Raw genomic sequence first — 3,617 nt, 5'->3', positions numbered from 1 at the left:
GCCCGAGCCCGAACCGCCTCCCGCCGTGGCCCCTCCGGTCTCCGGCCGCGACAACCCCAACCGCTCCCTGCCCGAGCGGTGGCGCGCCGCCGTGGAGAGCGTGAAGGCCACGTCCGTGCGCCACGGCACGGCGCTCGCCAACGGTCGCCTCCAGTCCATGAAGGCGGGCGAAATCGTCCTGGGCTTCCCGCCCTCCGCCGCCTTCCACAAGGCCGCCGTGACGGCCGCCGCGGGCAAGGCCACCGTCGACGCTGCCCTGGCCGCGCACTTCGGCCGGCCCGTGAAGCTCACCATCCAGGACGTGGGCCAGGCCCAGGAGGCCCACGGCCTGGGGCTGAGCATCTCCGAACAGGACTCTCACAGCCGCGCCACCCACGAGAAGATCACCGAGGGAAAGGTGCGCAGCCACGCGTCCGTGCGGGCCATCCTCAAGATGCTGGGCGGCGAAATCGAACACATCCAGGTCTACGAGCCCGAGCGGCCACCGGCCGTCCTCACGGACGTCCCCACCACTCCTGAGGACTGACAACGCCCCCGGGCCCCGCTAGGGTGCGCCGCAACGTCCCTGCTCCGAGCGGTGCCATGAGGGCCCGTGCTCCCACGACCGGGGACCGAGGAAGCACATGCCCGGCATCGACCTGAACTACTTCATCCGGCAGGCGAACAAGCTCACCGAGAAGATCGAGGAGCGGAAGAAGGAGCTGGCGGAAGAGACCGTCGAGGCGAAGTCCGGTGAGGGCCGCGTCACGGTCGTCGCCAACTGCGTGCAGGAGATCCGCAGCATCAAGATCGACAAGAGCGCCATCGACCCCAATGACCCCGGGATGCTCGAGGACCTCGTCACCGCCGCCGTGAACGCTGCCCTGGCGAACAGCCGTCAGCACATGCAGAGCGAGCTGGCGAAGATCTCGGGCGGCATCAAGATCCCCGGCATTAATTAATACCGGATGACCCCCGATCCGCTGAACCGCCTGGTCGCCCAGCTCGCGAAGCTGCCGGGCATTGGCGAAAAAACGGCCCAGCGCCTCGCCTTCCACATCCTGAGGGCGCCGGGCGAGTACGCCGTCGACCTGTCCCTCGCCATCCGCGAGGTGAAGGAGAAGGTGCACCTGTGCGTGCGCTGCTTCTGCCTCACCGACTCGGAGCTGTGTGGCTTCTGCCGGGACTCGCGCCGCGATGAGCGCTCGCTGTGCGTCGTGGAGACGTACTCCGACCTGATGGCGCTGGAGCGCACCCGCGAGTTCAAGGGCCGCTACCACGTGCTGCACGGCGTGCTGTCCCCGCTGGAAGGCGTGGGCCCGGAGCAGCTGCGCATCAAGGAGCTGCTGGAGCGCCTCAATGACAGCCGGGTGGAGGAGATCATCCTCGCCACCAACCCGGACATCGAAGGCGAGGCCACCGCCCTCTACCTCACGCGCCTGCTCAAGCCCATTGGCCTGCGCGTCACGCGCCTGGCCCAGGGGCTGCCCATGGGTGGCGACCTGGAGTTCGCCGACCAGGCCACGCTCGCCAAGGCCCTGTCCGCCCGCCGCGACCTGTAGCCGCGGGACGGAACCCCGAGCCTGGGACTCCGAGCCTGGGGCTACTGCGTCACCTTCCACGAGAACGGCATCAGCACGGTGACTTCCTGGTCGCGGTGCGCCGGGAAGCGCAGGCGCTCGGCCTTGGACTCCAGGCAGCGGCCCACGTCCGTGGAGGCCAGCGGCCCCCGGGTGCCCGCGCGCACCTTGCCCGAGGACACGATGGTGAGCTGCACCTGCACCTCGCCCGCGGTCGACGGCAGGTTGGACTTGTAGCGCTCGAAGCAGCCGGTGATCTGCGAGCGGCCATTCGACACCACGCGCTGGATGTCCTCGATGCCCAGCGACACCCGCTCCTTCGTCGTCCGCGTCACCGGCTTGCGCGAGGGCGCCTCGTCCGGCCTGTCGTCCTCCGTCTGGGGGACCTGCGTCACGGACGTGGCCACCGTGTCTCCGCCCGGCGTGGGGGGCTCGCCCACCGTTGCCGTGTCCGGTCCGGCAGCCGGAGCCTGCGTCCCCCCTGGCGCGGCGGGAATCACCGGAGTGGGCTCGGGTGCCACCTTCGTCACGACCGGAGGTGACGGCGGCTGCGTTACAGCCCCGCCCGTGGACGCGGGCCGCGTGACGACGAACGCCGCGCCCGCGAGCATCAGCCCCACCCCGCCCACGACGCCCATGAGCCAGCGACGGGAGGCGGGCCGTGACGGCGAAGCGCCCTCCACCACCGCGGGCACAGGGGCCGCGTGCGGCGCGGAAGCCCCCGTCCTGCCGTACACGGTGACGGGGCTCATGCCCGTGCCACTCACGCGCCCGGCCTGACCGTAGGCGTTGGTTCCGGAGCCCGGCACGGGCGGCACCACCGCCGCGAATTCGGGGTCGGTAGGACGCGCGGCCGTGAGCGTGGCCAGCGTCGGGATGCGCGTCTTCTCCGTATAGCGCTCCTCGCCAAAGTGATTGCGCAAGAAGGACCCGAGCGAAGGCGCTCCGGCCACACCTCCGGGGAGCGTCGCCGAGAACGCCTCCAGGGCGTCCGCGAAGTCGTCCGCGGTCGCGTACCGGTCCTCCGGCTTGAAGGCCAGCGCCTTCAGGATGATGGCCTCCAGCCCTTCCGGAAGGTCCGGCCGCAGGGCGCGCGGCTTCTCGAACTCGCCCTGCAACAGCGCGTTGAGCACCGCCAGGTCGTTCTCACGCGAGAAGGGCCGCACGTGCGTGACGGCCTCATAGAGGCTGACCCCCAGCGAGAACACGTCCGCGCGGCGGTCGACCTCCTTGCCCTGCGCCTGCTCCGGCGCCATGTAGATGTACTTGCCCTTCACCACGCCGGTGCGCGTCTGCACCAGGCGCGACTCGGCCTTGGCGATGCCGAAGTCCAACACCTTCACCTGGCCCTGGTACGTCACGTACAGGTTGGAGGGCGACACGTCCCGGTGCACCACGTGCAACGGCTGGCCCTGCTCGTTGGTGAAGGTGTGCGCGTAGTGCAGCCCGCGCGCCGCGTCGATGAGCACCCGCGCCACCACCGGCAACGGCACGTACTGGCGCCGCCGGCCCGCGAGCCTCAGCGTCGTGGAGAAGTCCTCGCCCGCGAGGTACTCCATGCAGATGTAGTAGCAGCCGTCGGTGAAGCCCAGCTCGTGGATCTGGATGATGTGCGGATGCGACAGCTTCGCCGCGAGCCGCGCCTCGTCGCGGAACATCTCCACGAAGTCCGGGATGGCGGACAGGGCCGGCAGCATCCGCTTGAGCACCACGTTGCGCTCGAAGCCGTCCGCGCCCAGCAGCTTGGCGAGGAAGATCTCCGCCATGCCTCCCTCGGCCAGCTTGCGCACGAGGACGTACTGGCCGTAGGGCTGCAACAGCGGCGCGGTCGAGGCACCGGCGGGATCCGGGATGGGAACGGTGGGCTGGGGGGGTGCCATTGCCTCAAGGCCCTCGCGTTTTCAGGGTGCGCACCGTGAGTACGTCCGGGGCACCGGGACGCGTCATCTTAAACACCAGCAAGGGGGGGATTCCCATGGGGGCCACCCAGGTATCGAAGCGATGCTTGCCGTCCAAGGGCACGTCCCGTCCGTTGACGGACAGGCGAGCGTTCACGGG

Annotated in this window: 3 protein-coding genes and 1 pseudogene; 3 read left to right on the top strand and 1 reads right to left on the bottom strand. The window is 70.0% G+C overall.

Translation table 11 applies throughout. From position 1 onward, the window contains the following. The 3 genes and pseudogenes from D7X12_RS40200 to recR form a co-directional block, all read left to right on the top strand. Positions 1-526, top strand: a pseudogene (locus tag D7X12_RS40200) (DNA polymerase III subunit gamma/tau); the annotation flags it as partial. Positions 527-623: 97 nt separating this feature from the next. Continuing rightward, a complete protein-coding gene (locus D7X12_RS40195) occupies positions 624-941 on the top strand; it encodes a YbaB/EbfC family nucleoid-associated protein (protein WP_120614990.1) in 318 nt (105 codons plus the stop codon). Positions 942-947: 6 nt separating this feature from the next. Further along, positions 948-1,541, top strand: coding sequence for a recombination mediator RecR (gene recR / locus D7X12_RS40190; protein ID WP_120538409.1), 594 nt, complete (start codon positions 948-950; stop codon positions 1,539-1,541). A gap of 41 nt (positions 1,542-1,582) precedes the next feature. On the opposite strand, the gene D7X12_RS40185 is transcribed toward recR, so the two are convergent. After that, a complete protein-coding gene (locus tag D7X12_RS40185) occupies positions 1,583-3,439 on the bottom strand; it encodes a protein kinase domain-containing protein (RefSeq protein WP_120630411.1) in 1,857 nt (618 codons plus the stop codon). Positions 3,440-3,617 lie beyond the last annotated feature (178 nt).

Source organism: Corallococcus sicarius (assembly GCF_003611735.1).
Classification (GTDB): domain Bacteria; phylum Myxococcota; class Myxococcia; order Myxococcales; family Myxococcaceae; genus Corallococcus; species Corallococcus sicarius.
This window is presented reverse-complemented; position numbering and strand designations above follow the sequence as displayed.

Coding starts and splice junctions, on each gene's coding strand:
- D7X12_RS40195 (WP_120614990.1), top strand. CDS start 624: ATGCCCGGCATCGACCTGAACTACTTCATCCGGCAGGCGAACAAGCTC.
- recR (WP_120538409.1), top strand. CDS start 948: ATGACCCCCGATCCGCTGAACCGCCTGGTCGCCCAGCTCGCGAAGCTG.
- D7X12_RS40185 (WP_120630411.1), bottom strand. CDS start 3,439: ATGGCACCCCCCCAGCCCACCGTTCCCATCCCGGATCCCGCCGGTGCC.